The organism is Methylocystis sp. (genome assembly GCF_051061285.1).
Taxonomy (GTDB): Bacteria; Pseudomonadota; Alphaproteobacteria; order Rhizobiales; family Beijerinckiaceae; genus Methylocystis.
This window is the reverse complement of sequence record NZ_JBPFEA010000011.1, coordinates 18,328-33,381: the sequence shown is the minus strand read 5'-3', so window position 1 is coordinate 33,381 and position 15,054 is coordinate 18,328. Positions and strand designations below refer to the sequence as shown.

Below are 15,054 nucleotides of genomic sequence, written 5' to 3'. Positions count from 1 at the left end.
CCGAAGCTGCTACACGAGAGAGACGCGCATGCGTCTCTCTCTCTTCTGGAGGCCTCTGATGAAGCATCTCTTGGTCCCCCTGGCGCTGGCTGCGCTTTTCGCCAACAGCGCGCACGCCGAAATCGTCGGCGTGCAAGCGCCGCGCGCGGTTTCCGAGGATGAGATGAAGGCTTCTGTGGGGGAGGTCGATCTCGTCGGCGCAAACGGCGCGCCGCTCGATCTGCGCGCGCTGATGGCGAACGGCCGGCCGACGCTTGTAAGCCTGTGGGCATATTGGTGTCCCAATTGTCTCGCTGAAATGAAAGGCTTCAAGGCGATCGCCGCCGCCTGCCCGGATCGCTGGAACATCGTCTTCGTCTCGGCGCGCGCGAGCGATTACCCCAAGGATGCGGCGAAGTTCAAAACCTACGGCCTGCCCTGGAAAATCTTTCGCGTCGGCGATTCTACGAAAACCGAGGTGGCGAAGGCAAAGAGCGCCCGGGCCTTCTATGGCGCGACGGCCGACGGCGGCGTCGTTACCCCTCTCCACTATTTCATCGGCGCTTCCGGACGGGTCGACGCCATCGTCAGCGGCAGACTGAACTTCGCGGAACCCCAGCGTCTCGCCGCCTTCTGCGCCGATTGAAACGGCGCCGTTCGGCCTTGTCGCCAAAATGCATTATCTTGGCGCGAAGATTCGGCCTCAGAGCGCCGAGGAGATCCCATGCGAGAACTTGTCGCGTCGCCCGGCAACCCGATCCCCGAAGGCGCCGCCGTTTACACCCTGAAGACGCGAGACGGCCGGCGATTGCGCGCCGCCGCTTTTCCCTGCAGCGAGAGAGCGCGCGGCACGGTGGCGCTGTTTCAGGGCCACAATGAATTTATCGAAAAATATTTCGAGACCATCGAGGAGTTGCGCAGTCGCCGCCTCGACGTGGTCGCGCTCGATTGGCGCGGCCAGGCCGGCTCGGAACGCGAACTCGCCGACCCGCGCAAGGGCCATATCGACGACTTCTCGCAATATCAGCGCGATCTGGAGGTTTTCATCTCCCAGGTGTTGAGCGACCGGCCGCAGCCCTGGTTCGCCCTCGCCCATTCAATGGGCGCGGCCATCCTGTTGGACGCGGCGCATGCAGGACGAACGCCGTTCCAGCGCTTCGTGCTGACCGCCCCGATGATTGATCTCGCCAATCTGCGGTTTCCGCGCGCCTCACGCTGGCTCGCTGACACGCTCGACATGTGCGGACTGGGCGGCATGTACATTCCGGGCGGAACCGGCGCCTCCTTTATCGAGAAGCCCTTCGAAGGCAATCTGCTGACCACCGATCGGGTCCGCTTCGAACGAAACGCCGCCATTCTCAGGGTGGCGCCGCAGCTGGCCATCGGCGATCCGACGATCGGCTGGGTCAACGCCGCCTTCCGTCTCATGAGGGGCTTCGAATCGCCCGACTATGCCCGAAGCATCCGCGCGACCATCCTGATGTTCGGCTGCGGGCGCGAGATGATCGTCTCTAACGCCGCCATCGAGCGTTTCGCTCAAAATCTCGACAGCGGCGTTCTCGCGATGGTCCCCGGCGCCAAGCATGAACTCATGATGGAGCGCGACGAGTTTCGCAGTCAGTTCTGGCGCGGCTTTGACGCTTTCATTCCGGGCGAAGCGCGCGTCTCCTAGAGCAGGTTCCGAAAAAGTTGACAGACTTTTTCGACGAGGACCTACTCCAACATTATGATTTGAGTGATTCCCTAGCCATCACATGATTCCATGTGATGGGGAAGCGCTCCAGACGCGCTAATCGCCGAGCAGCTTCAACGCCTCTTCGTGCAGCGCTGGGTCGCCCGCCGCGACGATGGCGCCGCCCAGCGCCGCCGCGCCGCCGCTCCAGTTGGTGACGACGCCCCCCGCGCCCTCGATGATCGGAATCAGCGCGACGATATCGTAGGGGTGCAAATTCGTCTCGATGACGAGGTCGACATGGCCGGCTGCAAGCGCGCAATAGGCGTAGCAGTCGCCGCCGTAGCGGGAAAGCCGCACCCCGCGCTCAACGCGGTGAAAATGCTCGCGCAGCGCCGGATCGATCAGCAGCGGCGAGGTCGTCATCAGCGTCGCCTGCGCGAGCTTTGGACAGTGGCGCGTGGCGATCTTGCGCGTCTCAAGAACGCCGCGCGCGCCCCCCGGCCCGCGCGCCGGCCCGCGCCAATACGCGGCCTCGCCGTCGCCGAAGAAGCGCTCTCGGGTAAACGGCTGGCTCATCAGGCCGTAGCAGGGACGCCCGCGATGCGTGAGGCCGATCAGCGTGCCCCACAGCGGCAGGCCGCAGATGAAGCTCTTGGTGCCGTCGATCGGATCAAGCACCCAGACATATTCGGCGTTTTCGCGTAAGTGTCCGAATTCCTCGCCATAGACGCCGTGGTCGGGGAAGGTCGCCTCAATCAGCCGCCGCATGGCGAGTTCGGCGCCGCGGTCGGCTTCCGTGACGGGATCGAACGCCCCGCCATGCGCCTTGTCGTCGGCGGCGAGCGCGGTCCTGAAAAAAGGCATGATGGCTTCCGCCGAAACGTCGGCGAGGCGCTCAACGAACTTCTCGAAATCAACGGCGGTCATGCCAGCTCCCAGCGGGGCGCGTCGAGCGCCCGGCTATTCGGCCGCCGCCCGCCGCTCACCGCCCAAAATCTCGCTCAAGTCTTCGTGCCGCGCCACCACCGCCATGACATCCGCAAGATCGCGGGCGACGGCGTCGAAACGCTCGTTCTTCTGGAGCGTAGACTCGTCCATGTAAAGACCACGCGACACTTCGATCTGCAGCGCGTGCCAGCCCGCGACCGGCTTGCCGTAATGCTCGGTAATGAAACCGCCCGCGTAGGGCCGATTGCGCATGACGTGATAGCCGCGGCCGCGCAATCGATCCTCGACAACGTCGACGAGTCCGGTGGAGGCGCTGGCGCCGTAGCGGTCGCCGATGACGAAGTCGATGCGCCGCTTGTCGCCCCGCGTCGAAAGCAAGGGATCGCGGGCGCCGGTCGAAGGCATCGAATGGCAGTCGATCAGCACGGCGACGCCAAAACGCGCCGCGGCGCGCTCCATCAGGACGCGCAAGGCCGCATGGTAGGGCTTGTAGAGGCTGTCGATGCGCCGCAAGCCCTCCTCGAGCGTGAGGCGGCTTGCATAGATCTCGCGCGCGTCGGCGACCACGCGCGGGATCGTCCCTAGTCCGGCCGCGACGCGCAGAGAGCGCGTATTGGCGAAGGACGGCAAAGCACCGTCGAAGAGCTTGGGGTCGAGTTCGTAGGGTTCGCGATTGAGATCGAGATAGGCGCGGGGAAACCGCGCCCGCAGCAGAGGCGCTCCAAGGGATGAGCCCGAGGCGAAGAGATCGTCGACATAGGCGTCTTCCGAACGGCGCAGCGTCGCCGCGTCGAGCGGCGTCGCGGCGAGAAAGCGCGCAGGATAGATCCGCCCCGAATGCGGTGAGGAAAAGACCAGCGGCGAAACCAGCGCGTCCGGCTCGATGATGTCGAAGGCGCGTTCAAATTCCGGTTCGCAGCAGGGCGTCGCCGTCGAATTGGTTTTGCGCCACTCGCGCATGCCGTCGTTCATTCGGTTTTCTCGTTTCCGCGCCGCGACCGCCTCTTCAGACGAGCGCCGGCGCGGCGGATCAGCTCAAAAAGGACGATGCGTCGCGCTATATTGGGCGCTAAGTTAACGCGGCGCCACCCCGGTTTCACCTGAAATTTACGAAGCTCGGGCGATATGGCTAAAAACCCGCGAGGATGGCGATGAACGACAGACCGACCGCAAGAATTCTGCTTGCGGAAGACGACAACGACATGCGGCGCTTCCTGGTCAAGGCTTTGCAGCAGGCCGGTTTTTCCGTCACCTCATTCGACAACGGGCTTTCCGCTTATGATCAGCTGCGGGTCGAGCCCTTCGAACTCCTGCTGACCGACATCGTCATGCCCGAGATGGACGGAATCGAACTCGCCCGCCGCGCGACCGAGCTCGATCCCGACATCAAGGTCATGTTCATCACCGGCTTCGCCGCCGTGGCGCTCAACCCCGACAGTCAAGCGCCGCGACAGGCGAAAATCCTCTCCAAGCCCTTCCATCTGCGGGATTTGGTTACCGAGGTGCACAGAATGCTTGCGGCATAAGCGCTTTAGATCATGCTGCTTTTGGACCTGGTCGCCCAATTGCCGATCAAACAGCGCCGCTCTAGGCGCAGGCCTCGCAGATCGCGGCGACATGGCGGTCGTCCGTCCCGCAGCACCCGCCCAGGATGCGCAAGCCGGGATATGTCTCGCGCAATCTCCGATATCTGCGGCCGAGATCGATCGGATCGCCGGAGTCGAGCGTTTCCGATTCGTCCAGCTCGGCGTGGCTTTTTGTCGAAGCGTTGGCCTTGACGCCGAGCAGCCGTTGCATCCACGGCGCGTCCGCGGAGAGCGCCTGCTCGAAATGCGTCGGATGGGCGCAGTTGATCATGTAATAGGCAGGCGCCGCGTCGGTTTCGCGATCCACCGTCTCGACCGCGTCGCGCAAGCTCCGCCCGCCGATAAGTTTGCCGTCGGTCTCCACCGTGAAGGAAATTGAGCAGGGCATGGCGCGCGCGCGGGCGGCGCGGGCGATTCCGATCGCCTCCTCGACATAATTCAGCGTATAGGCCGCGACCATGTCGGCGGCCGTTTGGGCGAAGGAGGCGATCTGCGGCGCGTGATAGTCTTCCGCTTCCGCGGCGCTCATACGCCCTTCGGCGTAGCCGTCTCCGCGCGGGCCGATCACGCCGGCGACGACGATCAGCGTTTCAGCCGTTTCCCAGGCGTGCCGAAGTTCGTCGAGCAGCGCGATCGATGCTTCATTGATGCGCTTCAGCCCTGCCGCGTCATAGCCGAGCTTCGCGCCCCAGTCGCGATTGGCGCGCCAGGTCGGAGTGTCCAGCATCAAGCCGCGTCCGTGGCGCCGGGCGATCGCGAGGTAGCGCTCGTAATAGGCGCGGAGCCGCGCCCGGCCCTCCTCACTGTCGAGCAGGACAAACGACGCGAAATGCGGCAAGTCGACGCCCTCATGGAAGATCAGCGTCGTCTCCATGCCGCCGTCGCTAACGAAGAGCCCTGGCTTCAGCTGCGGCAGATCGGCTCGGCGTCCGGTCATTTTCTATATTCCTCGCCGGTGGCGCCCGGCCGTGAGGGGCCAACTTGCCCATTTGCCCGCAGTGCGTTATCAGCGCCAGCAAATTCGCTTGTTTCGAACGGCCGACCCCGCGCCGCTGCGGCGTGGGTTTTCGGTCGTTTCCATCGCAAAAAGGATGCATCGCTATGAAAAAGGACATCCACCCCGGATATCATATGATCAAGGTCGTGATGACTGACGGCACGGAATTTACGACCCGTTCCACCTGGGGTAAGGCGGGGGACACGATGCACCTCGACATCGACCCGAAGACGCACCCGGCCTGGACGGGCGGGTCGACGCAACTGCTCGACCGCGGCGGACGTTTGTCGCGCTTCAACTCCCGCTTCGGAAATCTGTCGTTCGGCAAGAAATAAAAGGAAGGCGGCGGTCAAACCGCCGCCTCCAGTTGGCTCGCCTGAAGGATCTTACTGGGCGAAAGCGGCGCGCAGTCTCGCAATCTGCGCTTCGACCGGACTGAACGTCGGCGCCGGCGCGGCGAGAGCCGGCTCGAGCGCATGGATCAGCCGGTCAAGGTGGATAATCCGCGCTTGCAGGCGCAGCGACTGCAGCGACAGCTCGCGCAGGCGGAGCGGCAGGCGCTGGAAGAGGTCGGGGGCGGAGGCCAGCTCCTGTTCGCGAAGCTTGACGCGATGCCGGTTGCTCGCCGCCTGATGGCGCGTCAGCTCGCCCTGATTCACCGCGCGCTGCAGCAACAGCCAGGACGCAATCTGCATCAACCTTGTGGTCAGCCGCATGCTCTCAGCCGCATAGGCGAGAGCTTCGGTCCGTGGCAGCCCCTTCGCGTCGAGACGTCCGTCGCCGTCGAGATAGGAGGCCGCCTCCTCGACGAGGCTCATTCCTTCGCGGAACAGCGCGCAAAAGCCCTCAGATCCCGCCAGTCTCTCGATGAAAGAGACCGGCTGCTTCTCCCCCACGCTGCCTTTGACTCGAGCCATACGAACGTTCACGCAAATGCGACGCGGTTGCGTCTTTGATGGCTTGAACTGTATCGCAGACGACTGGGGGGCGCGCGCTTAGCCTTTCCTTAACCTTAACGGGCCGCGCCGCGCCGAACGCAAAAAGAGAGCCGCGACGGCGGCTCTCAAGGCTTCTTGACAGGGAGGCATCAAGGACGAGTGGAGAAGAAGCCACTCGGACGTCCCACTTAAGGGACGCATTCAGGCTGCACGACAATCCTTAATTTAAGGTTAACGCGCCGAACTGCCATTGTGTCGAGCGTTTTTGGCCGACGGAGAGGTAGCGGCGGCAAAGCCGAAAAAGGGACTGGCTCCAGGGCGAAAACTGGCGCATTTGAACAAGCCTCCGCGTTCGTCCCGGGCGCCCCCGCCGCGCTCGAAAAGCGTTGAACCTCCCACAACCCTCCCCCTAGGCTCTCCTAAAATGATTCGCTCCGCCTTGATGAATGTGATGACCGCCGCCGCCCTGAAAGCGGGACGTGGCCTTAAACGCGATTTCGGGGAGGTGGAGAACCTTCAAGTTTCGGTGAAGGGTCCGGGCGATTTCGTTAGCGCGGCTGACAAGCGCGCCGAGAAGACTCTGTTCGACGAACTGTCGAAGGCGCGCCCCGGCTATGGCTTCATTCTGGAGGAAGGCGGCGTCGTCGAAGGTTCCGACAAGAGCCACCGCTGGATCATCGACCCGCTCGACGGCACGTCGAACTTCCTCCATGGCGTTCCGGTCTTCGCCATCTCTATCGGCCTGGAGCGCGAGGATCGTCTCGTCGCCGGCCTCGTCTATAATCCCGCCACCGACGACATGTTCGTCGCTGAGCTCGGCCAGGGCGCCTATTTCAACAATCGCCGCATGCGCGTCGCGGCGCGGCGTTCGCTCGGCGAGTCCATGGTGGCCTGCGGAATTCCGCCGCTGGCGCGGGTCCGCGATCATGAATCCTTCAAGCGCGAGCTTGCAGCCGGCATGGGAAAGATCGCCAATATTCGCCGCTTGGGCGCCGCAGCGCTCGATCTCGCGATGGTCGCCTGCGGGCGTTTCGACGGCTATTGGGAGCGCGGCATAAACTCCTGGGATGTGGCGGCGGGCATCGTGCTCGTGCGTGAAGCCGGCGGCTTCGTCAGCGACCTATCCGGCGGCGCAGACATGCTTGGGAAGGGCGAGATCTGCGCAGGCAATGAGGCGATACACCGCCAACTGCTCGATCTGATGAGGAAGGCATGAACGCCCCGCCCGCACATGCGTCGCTGAATCTGCGTTCGCGCGTCGACGACGACTGGCCCTTCATTCTCGACGTCTGGGTCGCCTCCTGGCGGGCGACCTACCCCGAGATCGACTTTGAGGCGCGCCGCGACTGGCTCCAAAGCCGCCTTCGAGAGTTGGAAGCGATTGGAGCGGTGACGCTCTGCCTGTTTGACGCCCAGTCGACGCTTGCAGGCTTCGTCGTGATCAATCCGGCGGACGGCTGGCTCGATCAGATTTGCGTCGCTCCCGATCGATTCGGCGCAGGCTTCGGAGCCTTGCTTCTGTCCGCGGCGCGAAACGTCTCGCCAAGGCTTATTCGGCTAGACGTCAATGCCGACAACGCTCGCGCCATCCGTTTTTACGAACGTGACGGATTTTCGCGCGTCGGGCGCGGCGCGAACACATTGTCCGGGCGCGAAACCATCATGATGGAATGGCGACCGCTGGGAGACTAACAATTCTCGCCTGCCGGGTTTTCATTGGCCCTCCGCTCCTATAATATTCATCGCGCATTCGAGTTTCGGCCGAACGATCTTGCTCTCTCGTCTCAAGACGCGCGGCGCCTGACCTTTCCCAAGCTTCGATTGACTGAGAAGAACGCAGCGATCCGCAGCGTTCCCGCGATTTTGAAAGGAAAAGCCATGCCGACAGGCGCCGTAAAGTGGTTCAACGCACAAAAGGGCTTCGGATTCATTCAGCCGGATGCCGGCGGCCAGGACGTCTTCGTTCACATCAGCGCCGTCGAGCGCGCAGGCCTGGACAGCCTCGCTGAAGGCCAGAAGGTTTCCTACGAACTCGTCGTGGACAAGCGCAGCGGCAGATCCTCCGCCGATAAGCTGCAACTGCAGGACTAGACTTCGCCGCCTTGGCGCTGCTCGCCCAGATGTGCGATGCGGATCATGTTTGTCGCGCCCGGCGTGCCGAAAGGCATGCCGGCGACGATGATGACCCGGTCGCCAGGGCCGCCGAACCCCTCGCTCTCCGAATATTCGCAGGCGCGCCCCACCATATCTTCAATGTCGACGGCGTCGCGCGTCTCCAGCGCGTGCACGCCCCAGACAAGCGCCAAACGGCGGGCCGTGTCGCGCTTCGGCGTCAGCGCGAGAATCGGCGACTGCGGCCGTTCGCGGGCGATGCGCAGCGCCGTCGTGCCGGATGACGTCCAGGCGATGATCGCCTTCGAATGAAGCGTTTGCGCCACGTCGCGGGCGGCGACGGCGATGGCGTCGGCTGAGGTCGGATTGGGCAATTCGCCGCGCTGGGCGTTGATGATCGATCGGTAGATCGCGTCCGTCTCGACCTCTTCCGCGATCCGGCTCATGGTGGCGACGGCTTCGTGCGGATATTGCCCCGCCGCGCTTTCGGCGGAGAGCATGACAGCGTCCGCGCCTTCAAAGACGGCGGTGGCGACATCGGACACCTCGGCGCGCGTCGGCAAGGGCGACAGGATCATCGACTCGAGCATCTGCGTCGCGATGACGACCGGCTTGCCCAGCCGTCGCGCTGAACGGTTGATGCGTTTTTGAAGTCCGGGGACGCGCTCGAGCGGCACTTCGACGCCAAGGTCGCCGCGCGCCACCATCAGCGCGTCAGAAACCTCGATCACCTCCTCGAGCCTCGAAATCGCCTGAGGCTTCTCGATCTTCGCCATGACCATCACTCGGCCTTGCGTGATCTGCTTCACTTCAAGGACGTCTTCGGGACGCTGGACGAAGGAGATCGCAACCCAGTCGACGCGCTCTTTGAGCGCGGCGTCGAGATCGGCGCGATCCTTGTTGGTCATCGAGGTGATGGGAATTTCCGTGTCGGGCAGGCTCACGCCCTTGCGGTTCGAGAGGCGGCCAGCGACGTCGACCACGGCGTGCGCCCGCTCCGGAGACGTCTCGACGACATGCAGCCGCACGCGGCCATCGTCGATGAGGATTGAATCATTGACCTTGAGCGCCGCTAAAATCTCGGGATGCGGCAGGCGCACCCGCGTGACGTCGCCGGGTTTAGGATCGCTGTCGAAGACGAAGACGTCGCCCTTGCGCAGATGCACAGAGCCTTCCTCGAAGGCGCCGATGCGCAGCTTCGGGCCCTGAAGATCGACGAGCACGGCGATCGCGCGCGAGATGTCGTTCTCAATTTCGCGGATGATCCGAACATAGCTGGCGAGGCCGGCATGATCCGTGTGGCTCATGTTGATGCGGAAGACGTCGGCGCCGGCGCGCACGAGCCCCGCGATGACCGCTTTGTCGACCGTCGCCGGACCAAGCGTTGCGATAATTTTGACGCGCCGCGACCTTCTCATGATGAAGCAGTTCCTGAATTGAGTTATTGCGCGGGCGCGGCGTTGGGGTCAGTGAGCTGAACCGTCCAGCTCTTCGCGTCCCGTCCCGTGTCGATTTCGAAAAATCCGGTTCGATCAAAACCGCGCGCGAAACAGTCCTCTCGGCCGTCGATGCGGAATTCCCGATCACGCGTGCACATGAACGCTTTGCCCTTCCACTCGCCGCCGCGCTCGTCCATCGCGTAGACATAATAGTATTGGGCGGCGAGCGGACCGCGCAGAAGCGTTTCGCAGACGGTCGGCCGAAGGTTCCACCAACCCTCCGACAACCAGTTGCGCCCGTCGGTATAAGCGATGGCGACGCTGACGCGCGCGCTCGTGTTGTTGCACAGACGAAAATCCGCTCGGACCGACCCGGCGGCGCAAAACGTTAGAGCGGCAACAAGAACGGCGCGTTGAATCATATCTTTAGCGAGGCCTGGAGGGGGCTGAAGATAGCTCGCTGACGCGCGCGCAAGCGGCGCAGCTGGCGGTCCTGCAAACCATGCTTGCGAGTCTTTGTCCACCCCGCGGCCTCGGAGTCTCGCCGCGCCGCCCGCCCTACCGACGCGCCCGCCTTGCAATCCGCCGGAACAAAGCAATCGGCCTAATGTTTAGGACCCGTACGCGCTTGCGTGTTCGGGAGGCAGGAAAATGGAAAAGTCCGAAGTCATCACCACGTTGAATGAGCTTGCCGAAATCAGTCGCGACGGCGAGCAAGGGTTTCTGGCCGCGGCTGAAGACGTCGAAAATCCGACGCTAAAGACTGTGTTTCGAACGGCCGCCGCGCGCTGCGCTGAAGGCGCGCGGGAACTCGAATCGAAGATCGCCAGCTTAGGCGGCGAAACTTCGAAGAGCGGCTCCATGACCGGCGCCATGCACCGTGCTTGGACAAATCTGAAGGCCGCTCTGACAAGCCGTTCGGAACAAGCGGTGCTGGAGGAGGTCGAGCGCGGCGAAGACGCCGCCAAGGACGCCTATCAGCAGGCCATAGCGCAACCTCTCCCTCCGGAGATCCGATCGATGGTCCAGCGCCAGTATCAGGGCGTGAAGGAAAACCACGACCGCGTACGCAGCCTGCGCGACGCGGCATGACGATCCTTTTGAAGAAAGTGACGCACGCGTCACTTTCTTCCTTGCAGCGCCCGCGCCGCGCCGAGCGCGAAATAGGTCAGGACGCCTGAGGCGCCGGCGCGCTTGAAGGCGAGCAGGCTTTCGAGCATGGCGCGTTCGCCGTCGATCCAGCCGTTTTGCGCGGCGGCGGTAATCATCGCGTATTCGCCCGACACCTGATAGGCGAATGTCGGCGCCCGGTAGACGTCGACGACGCGTCGCACGATGTCGAGATACGGCATTCCGGGCTTCACCATCACCATATCGGCGCCCTGCTCAAGGTCGAGGCCCACCTCGCGCAGCGCTTCGTCGGAATTGGCCGGATCCATCTGGTAGGTCCGCTTGTCCCCTCTCAGCGTCTTGCTCGTGCCGATTGCGTCGCGGAACGGCCCGTAAAACGCCGACGCATATTTCGCGGCGTAGCTCATGATCTGAACGTTCTCGAAACCCTCGGCGTCGAGAGCGTTGCGGATCGCTTCGACGCGTCCATCCATCATATCCGAGGGCGCAATGATGTCCGCGCCTGCGCGCGCTTGGGTGACCGCCTGCCGCGCCAGCACGGCGACGGTCGCGTCGTTGACGATCTCGTCGCCGACGAGAAGTCCGTCATGCCCGTGGCTCGTGTAAGGATCGAGCGCGACATCGGTAATGAGGCCGATGTCGGGAACGGCGCTCTTGATCGCCTGGCAGGCGCGGCAGACGAGATTCTCGGGATCGAGCGCCGCGCTCGCGATTTCGTCGCGCAAGTCCGGATCGGTATAGGGGAAGAGCGCAACAGCGGGCACGCCGAGCGCAGCCGCCTCTGCGACGGCTTCAACCGCCGCGTCGACCGAGTAACGGAACACGCCCGGCATCGAGGATACGGGCTCGCGTCGATCCGCCCCGTCGATCAAAAAGAGGGGCCAGATGAGGTCCGAGACCTCAAGCGCGTGTTCCCTGACGAGACGGCGCGCCCATTCGCTCTTCCGATTCCGACGCGGCCGCTGCAGCAGGCTCAGCCGCGCTGCTGCTTCGACGGGCTTTCGTGTATCGTTCATGGCGCCTCCGCTCTCTGGGTTCGCTGACATGCGCCCTTCCCCGGTCATCGCCGTCATCCGGTTTCGAGGGGAACGGACTTCAGGCTATAGAGGATCGATGGCCATTGCGCTTGCGCGAGGAAAAGCATTGAAAATCGGCTCGCGCAACTCTTCTCTGAGCCGCTTGGCGCGCGCTTCGGCGATCGCCGCCGGCGCCCTTCTCGCTGCGAGCGCATCACTCGCGCAGATCAAGCCGGCGACGCCAACGCCGCCGGTGCGAGCCCGCTCCGGCCCGGCGCAGCAAAAGCAAAGAACCCCCTCGCCTCCACAGGAGGTTGGGCGACCGCCGGCGCGGCAGCCCCGCGCAACGCGACCTCCGACGGTCGTATCGCCGACGCCGAGCGCGAAGCCCGTTCCGCAAACTCCGCGGGCGCCTAGCGTCGACGCGCTGTCGCCGCCGCGAACGCCGCCGCCGGTCGATGTAAGCCAGCCGCCGCCGACCCTCCCCCGCGCGCCGCGCGAGAAGATGCGGGCCTGCGCCGAGGAATGGGACAGGATGAAACGCGAGTCGAAAGATGGTTTGCCGATGTGGCGCGATTTCGCGACGGAATGCCTGACGCGCTAGGCGCCGCTAACGGCTGACGCGCGTCGGACGCGGCCGAAAATGCAGTGAGCAATGCTATCGCCCGGGATGCGTCTCACTGGACGCGCGCCCCCGGGCGATGAGTGCGTGAAGCGCTGCCGCAGTGACGCGAAAGACCGATCGCGCATGCGAGGCGCTTCGGCTTACGCGGTCACTGGCGCAGCTGGCGGGGTTGGCGTTTTCGCCTTGCGCGGCGTGCGCTTCTTCGCGGTCGCCTTGCGCGCGCTCTTCTTGGCGCCGGCCTTTTTTACAGCGCCGCGTTTTTTCGTCGCCACCTTGCGGACGCCCTTGCGGGCCGTCTTTTTCGCAGCGGTCTTTCGCGTAGCCTTGCGGGCGCCCTTCTTGGCCGCTGACTTCTTCGTCGCTGCCTTCCTTGCGGTTTTACGCGCACCTTTCTTCGCCGCAGCCTTCTTGGCCGGCTTACGCTTCATTGTAGCTCTCGCCATAATAAGTCCCCTTGATCCGAATTGCCGGAACTATGGTCCACCGACAATACGCGCAAATAGCGTAACGCGGTTAAGCAGTCGTTCAAGTGCTGCGCGCGCAGAAGTGATCAATTCAACGCATGACGAGGCATGTTGAGCGCTGTCGCGCGACAAGCAAAATGATCGTGAAGCTGCTTTGCAAACGCTTCGGCGAGACTATCGCGACAGGTTTGCGCCGCGCGTTTTATTGACGACGATCCGTGCGTGGAATCGGTTGGCGACATCCGTTCCGAGAAGGCCTCCAGACATGCGGCCACACGCTGTGGCGCAAGTCGCGCCTGTTGTTCAATTACTTGATTTGCTTTTGTATCCGCGAAAAGTTGCGACTCGCGCACGCTACCCGAGATTGACCGTGGCGCAATATATCGTGACACGATAAAAAATTGCGGAATGCGCCTATCGCGGTCGGGCGACTCGACGCCGGCGGAGAGACGGAGGACGTGGAGTGGCGCCGACCTCGCGCGCCTCGGCGGCGCGCGCGAGGTCGCGCATTCGGAGAGAAAAAAAATTTGTGGTCAGCGCGATCGGATCAAAAAAAATGGCGCGCGACAGCTGCGCTGGGAGAAGAATCGCGCAGCGCGTCTCGTGAACTGATTCGTTTTTTCGACGAACGGGCGCGCGTCAGACGCCCAACTTGCGTTTGAGCAGCTCGTTCACCGCCTGCGGATTCGCCTTCCCGCCCGTCTGCTTCATCACTTGGCCGACGAACCAGCCGAGCATTGTCGGCTTCGCCTTCGCCTGCTCCGCTTTGTCGGGATTGGCGGCGATGACGGCGTCGACGGCGGCTTCAATGGCGCCCGTGTCAGTCACCTGCTTCATGCCGCGCGCTTCGACGATCTCCTTGGGGTCGCCGCCTTCCGTCCAGACGATCTCGAAAAGATCTTTGGCGATCTTGCCCGAAATAACATTCTGCGAGATGAGGTCGATGATCGCGCCCAAAGCCTGCGACGACACTGGCGAGCGCGCGACGTCGAGCCCCTCCTTGTTCAGACGGCCGAACAACTCGTTGATCACCCAGTTGGCCGCAAGCTTGGCGTCGCGCCCCGTCGCCGTCTGCTCGAAATAGTCGGCGGCCGCGCGCTCCATCACAAGCACGCCGGCGTCGTAAGGCGGCAGGCCGTATTGCTGGATAAAGCGCGCACGCTTGGCGTCGGGCAGCTCCGGCAACTGCGCCCTTAGCGCGTCGACATATGGCTGGTCGAACTCGAGCGGCAGCAGATCCGGATCGGGAAAGTACCGATAATCATGCGCTTCCTCCTTGGAGCGCATCGAGCGCGTCTCTCCCCTCCCTGGATCGAAGAGCCGCGTCTCCTGGGCGATCGCGCCGCCGTCTTCGAGAATGCCGATCTGTCGACGCGCCTCGACGTCGATCGCCTGGCCGATGAAGCGGATGGAGTTGACGTTCTTGATTTCGCAGCGCGTGCCGAGCGGCGCGCCGGGGCGGCGCACGGAGACGTTGACGTCGGCGCGCAACGAACCCTGCTCCATGTTGCCGTCGCAGGAGCCGATGTAGCGCAAGATCGTCCGCAACTTCGAAACATAGGCGCGCGCCTCCTCAGCCGAGCGCAGGTCGGGCTTGGAGACGATCTCCATGAGCGCGACGCCGCTGCGATTGAGATCGACGTGGCTTTCGGTCGCCGAAAGATCATGCAGCGACTTGCCGGCGTCCTGCTCGAGATGCAGACGCTCGATGCCCACGGTGATGCGCTCGCTCGGCGATACGTCGACGATCACGGCGCCTTCGCCGACGATCGGGTGCTTGTACTGAGAGATCTGGTAGCCCTGCGGCAGGTCGGGATAGAAATAGTTCTTGCGGTCGAAAACCGAACGCAGGTTGATCTTGGCCTCTAAGCCGAGACCTGTGCGGATTGCCTGTTTGACGCATTCCTCGTTGATGACCGGCAGCATGCCCGGCATGGCCGCATCGACCAGGGAGACGTGATTGTTCGGCGCGCCGCCATACTCCGCGGAAGCGCCGGAGAAGAGCTTGGCGTTGCTCGTCACCTGCGCATGTATCTCCATGCCGATCACGACTTCCCAGTCGCCGGTTGCGCCGCTGATGAGCTTGTTGGGAGCCGCCTGTGTCGTCATATCCGCCTCGCTAAACTTACCCCTTCCATATAAAC

Annotated in this window: 17 protein-coding genes; 8 read left to right on the top strand and 9 right to left on the bottom strand. The window is 63.5% G+C overall.

Annotated elements, in window-relative coordinates; genetic code table 11:
- Positions 1–58: 58 nt before the first annotated feature.
- Both ACR65T_RS03645 and ACR65T_RS03640 read left to right on the top strand, forming a co-directional pair.
- A complete protein-coding gene (locus ACR65T_RS03645; protein ID WP_434495215.1) occupies positions 59–625 on the top strand; it encodes a TlpA family protein disulfide reductase in 567 nt (188 codons plus the stop codon).
- Between the two features lie 78 nt (positions 626–703).
- The gene (locus tag ACR65T_RS03640; protein WP_434495214.1) at positions 704–1,651 is read left to right on the top strand and encodes an alpha/beta fold hydrolase; all 948 of its coding nucleotides are present in this window, start codon (positions 704–706) and stop codon (positions 1,649–1,651) included.
- A gap of 117 nt (positions 1,652–1,768) precedes the next feature.
- Here the strand turns inward: ACR65T_RS03640 and hisN are convergent, their stop codons facing one another.
- Together hisN and ACR65T_RS03630 are read right to left on the bottom strand one after the other, a co-directional pair.
- A complete protein-coding gene (gene hisN, locus ACR65T_RS03635) occupies positions 1,769–2,581 on the bottom strand; it encodes a histidinol-phosphatase (protein ID WP_434495213.1) in 813 nt (270 codons plus the stop codon).
- 33 nt (positions 2,582–2,614) lie between these two features.
- Entirely contained in the window at positions 2,615–3,574 is a 960-nt protein-coding gene (locus ACR65T_RS03630; RefSeq protein WP_434495212.1) for an N-formylglutamate amidohydrolase, read from the bottom strand.
- Positions 3,575–3,753: 179 nt separating this feature from the next.
- Here ACR65T_RS03630 and cpdR point away from each other — a divergent pair, with 179 nt between their 5' ends.
- Positions 3,754–4,128, top strand: coding sequence for a cell cycle two-component system response regulator CpdR (gene cpdR, locus ACR65T_RS03625; protein ID WP_123177642.1), 375 nt, complete (start codon positions 3,754–3,756; stop codon positions 4,126–4,128).
- A 61-nt stretch (positions 4,129–4,189) separates the two neighbouring features.
- Here cpdR and ACR65T_RS03620 read toward each other — a convergent pair whose 3' ends face one another.
- On the bottom strand, positions 4,190–5,125 hold the full coding sequence (locus ACR65T_RS03620; RefSeq protein ID WP_434495211.1) for a homocysteine S-methyltransferase family protein: 936 nt from the start codon (positions 5,123–5,125) through the stop codon (positions 4,190–4,192).
- A gap of 164 nt (positions 5,126–5,289) precedes the next feature.
- Between ACR65T_RS03620 and rpmE the strand changes: the two genes are divergently transcribed.
- The gene (rpmE, locus tag ACR65T_RS03615) at positions 5,290–5,520 is read left to right on the top strand and encodes a 50S ribosomal protein L31 (protein WP_014893044.1); all 231 of its coding nucleotides are present in this window, start codon (positions 5,290–5,292) and stop codon (positions 5,518–5,520) included.
- A 51-nt stretch (positions 5,521–5,571) separates the two neighbouring features.
- Here rpmE and ACR65T_RS03610 read toward each other — a convergent pair whose 3' ends face one another.
- Positions 5,572–6,102 (bottom strand): DUF1465 family protein, encoded by a 531-nt coding sequence (locus tag ACR65T_RS03610; protein WP_434495210.1) that lies wholly within the window; start codon positions 6,100–6,102, stop codon positions 5,572–5,574.
- A 445-nt stretch (positions 6,103–6,547) separates the two neighbouring features.
- Here ACR65T_RS03610 and ACR65T_RS03605 point away from each other — a divergent pair, with 445 nt between their 5' ends.
- The 3 genes from ACR65T_RS03605 to ACR65T_RS03595 all read left to right on the top strand — a co-directional run bounded on the left by ACR65T_RS03605 (position 6,548) and on the right by ACR65T_RS03595 (position 8,214).
- On the top strand, positions 6,548–7,339 hold the full coding sequence (locus tag ACR65T_RS03605; RefSeq protein WP_434495209.1) for an inositol monophosphatase family protein: 792 nt from the start codon (positions 6,548–6,550) through the stop codon (positions 7,337–7,339).
- Positions 7,336–7,815, top strand: a complete 480-nt coding sequence (locus tag ACR65T_RS03600) for a GNAT family N-acetyltransferase (RefSeq protein ID WP_434495208.1) — start codon at positions 7,336–7,338, stop codon at positions 7,813–7,815. The genes ACR65T_RS03605 and ACR65T_RS03600 overlap by 4 nt, the downstream gene beginning before the upstream one ends.
- 186 nt (positions 7,816–8,001) lie before the next feature.
- Positions 8,002–8,214, top strand: coding sequence for a cold-shock protein (locus ACR65T_RS03595; RefSeq protein ID WP_014893040.1), 213 nt, complete (start codon positions 8,002–8,004; stop codon positions 8,212–8,214).
- On the opposite strand, the gene pyk is transcribed toward ACR65T_RS03595, so the two are convergent.
- Both pyk and ACR65T_RS03585 read right to left on the bottom strand, forming a co-directional pair.
- Entirely contained in the window at positions 8,211–9,653 is a 1,443-nt protein-coding gene (gene pyk / locus ACR65T_RS03590; RefSeq protein WP_434495207.1) for a pyruvate kinase, read from the bottom strand. The genes ACR65T_RS03595 and pyk overlap by 4 nt on opposite strands.
- A gap of 23 nt (positions 9,654–9,676) precedes the next feature.
- Positions 9,677–10,096 carry a DUF1036 domain-containing protein gene (locus ACR65T_RS03585; RefSeq protein WP_434495206.1) on the bottom strand — a complete coding sequence of 140 codons (420 nt, stop codon included), beginning with the start codon at positions 10,094–10,096 and terminating at the stop codon, positions 9,677–9,679.
- A 229-nt stretch (positions 10,097–10,325) separates the two neighbouring features.
- On the opposite strand from ACR65T_RS03585, the gene ACR65T_RS03580 reads away from it, so the two are divergent.
- A complete protein-coding gene (locus ACR65T_RS03580) occupies positions 10,326–10,766 on the top strand; it encodes a PA2169 family four-helix-bundle protein (protein WP_434495205.1) in 441 nt (146 codons plus the stop codon).
- A 29-nt stretch (positions 10,767–10,795) separates the two neighbouring features.
- On the opposite strand, the gene hemB is transcribed toward ACR65T_RS03580, so the two are convergent.
- The 3 genes from hemB to gatB form a co-directional block, all read right to left on the bottom strand.
- Positions 10,796–11,821, bottom strand: coding sequence for a porphobilinogen synthase (gene hemB, locus ACR65T_RS03575; RefSeq protein WP_434495204.1), 1,026 nt, complete (start codon positions 11,819–11,821; stop codon positions 10,796–10,798).
- A 765-nt stretch (positions 11,822–12,586) separates the two neighbouring features.
- Entirely contained in the window at positions 12,587–12,874 is a 288-nt protein-coding gene (locus ACR65T_RS03570; RefSeq protein WP_434495203.1) for a histone, read from the bottom strand.
- Between the two features lie 675 nt (positions 12,875–13,549).
- Positions 13,550–15,019 (bottom strand): Asp-tRNA(Asn)/Glu-tRNA(Gln) amidotransferase subunit GatB, encoded by a 1,470-nt coding sequence (gatB, locus tag ACR65T_RS03565; RefSeq protein WP_434495202.1) that lies wholly within the window; start codon positions 15,017–15,019, stop codon positions 13,550–13,552.
- Positions 15,020–15,054 lie beyond the last annotated feature (35 nt).

What these genes read in the sequence shown, in the direction of transcription:
- ACR65T_RS03580 (WP_434495205.1), top strand. Translation starts at nt 10,326, where the DNA reads ATGGAAAAGTCCGAAGTCATCACCACGTTGAATGAGCTTGCCGAAATC.
- hemB (WP_434495204.1), bottom strand. Translation starts at nt 11,821, where the DNA reads ATGAACGATACACGAAAGCCCGTCGAAGCAGCAGCGCGGCTGAGCCTG.
- ACR65T_RS03640 (WP_434495214.1), top strand. Translation starts at nt 704, where the DNA reads ATGCGAGAACTTGTCGCGTCGCCCGGCAACCCGATCCCCGAAGGCGCC.
- ACR65T_RS03605 (WP_434495209.1), top strand. Translation starts at nt 6,548, where the DNA reads ATGATTCGCTCCGCCTTGATGAATGTGATGACCGCCGCCGCCCTGAAA.
- ACR65T_RS03630 (WP_434495212.1), bottom strand. Translation starts at nt 3,574, where the DNA reads ATGAACGACGGCATGCGCGAGTGGCGCAAAACCAATTCGACGGCGACG.
- ACR65T_RS03645 (WP_434495215.1), top strand. Translation starts at nt 59, where the DNA reads ATGAAGCATCTCTTGGTCCCCCTGGCGCTGGCTGCGCTTTTCGCCAAC.
- pyk (WP_434495207.1), bottom strand. Translation starts at nt 9,653, where the DNA reads ATGAGAAGGTCGCGGCGCGTCAAAATTATCGCAACGCTTGGTCCGGCG.
- ACR65T_RS03595 (WP_014893040.1), top strand. Translation starts at nt 8,002, where the DNA reads ATGCCGACAGGCGCCGTAAAGTGGTTCAACGCACAAAAGGGCTTCGGA.
- ACR65T_RS03600 (WP_434495208.1), top strand. Translation starts at nt 7,336, where the DNA reads ATGAACGCCCCGCCCGCACATGCGTCGCTGAATCTGCGTTCGCGCGTC.
- ACR65T_RS03620 (WP_434495211.1), bottom strand. Translation starts at nt 5,125, where the DNA reads ATGACCGGACGCCGAGCCGATCTGCCGCAGCTGAAGCCAGGGCTCTTC.
- hisN (WP_434495213.1), bottom strand. Translation starts at nt 2,581, where the DNA reads ATGACCGCCGTTGATTTCGAGAAGTTCGTTGAGCGCCTCGCCGACGTT.
- rpmE (WP_014893044.1), top strand. Translation starts at nt 5,290, where the DNA reads ATGAAAAAGGACATCCACCCCGGATATCATATGATCAAGGTCGTGATG.
- gatB (WP_434495202.1), bottom strand. Translation starts at nt 15,019, where the DNA reads ATGACGACACAGGCGGCTCCCAACAAGCTCATCAGCGGCGCAACCGGC.
- cpdR (WP_123177642.1), top strand. Translation starts at nt 3,754, where the DNA reads ATGAACGACAGACCGACCGCAAGAATTCTGCTTGCGGAAGACGACAAC.
- ACR65T_RS03585 (WP_434495206.1), bottom strand. Translation starts at nt 10,096, where the DNA reads ATGATTCAACGCGCCGTTCTTGTTGCCGCTCTAACGTTTTGCGCCGCC.
- ACR65T_RS03610 (WP_434495210.1), bottom strand. Translation starts at nt 6,102, where the DNA reads ATGGCTCGAGTCAAAGGCAGCGTGGGGGAGAAGCAGCCGGTCTCTTTC.
- ACR65T_RS03570 (WP_434495203.1), bottom strand. Translation starts at nt 12,874, where the DNA reads ATGAAGCGTAAGCCGGCCAAGAAGGCTGCGGCGAAGAAAGGTGCGCGT.